General features: G+C 65.9%; 1 protein-coding gene. It reads left to right on the forward strand.

The features are described from left to right. Positions 1-52: 52 nt before the first annotated feature. Positions 53-636: TasA family protein (locus GVL04_RS24095; RefSeq protein WP_159709173.1), on the forward strand; the 584-nt coding region annotated here is incomplete at its 3' end.

Genomic DNA, 636 nt, shown 5'->3' on the forward strand with positions numbered 1-636 from the left:
AAGAAACGGCCGGCCGGTCTCACGGTGGCCTCCCGAAAGGACACCGATTCCCATGGCCATCACCCTCAAGACCACCTCCGGCAAGATCCTCGCCTCCGTCGCACTGCTCGGCACCGCAGCCGCCGTCGCCGGGATGGGCACCTACGGCGCGTTCACCTCCTCAACCTCCGCCTCCCAGGCCGTCACCGCAGGAACCGTCACCATCGCCCTGGGCACCGGAGCCAACAACACCCTCAACGTCCCCGTCGCGGGCCTGCTGCCCGGCGACAAAGTCGAAAAGCTCGTCACCCTGGCCAACACCGGCAACTCCGACCTGAACAACGTCACCCTCACCACCTCCGCCGGCGCCACCGGATCACTGCTCACCACGGACGTGACGAACGGGCTGCAGCTGACCATCGAAAACTGCTCCGTGGCCTGGACCGGCTCCGCCGCCCCCTACACCTGCGCCGGAACCAAAACCACCGTCCTCGCCAACGGCCCGGTCATCGCAGCGAACAAAGTCCTGAACAACCTGACCTCCCTGACCTCGACCAAAACCGACAACCTCAAGGTCACCACCACGCTGCCCGCCACCGCGAACAACGACTTCCAAGGCGCCACCTCCACCATCGGATTCTCCTTCACCGGCACCCA

The organism is Arthrobacter sp. 18067 (assembly GCF_902706295.1).
In the GTDB taxonomy this organism is placed as follows: domain Bacteria; phylum Actinomycetota; class Actinomycetes; order Actinomycetales; family Micrococcaceae; genus Arthrobacter.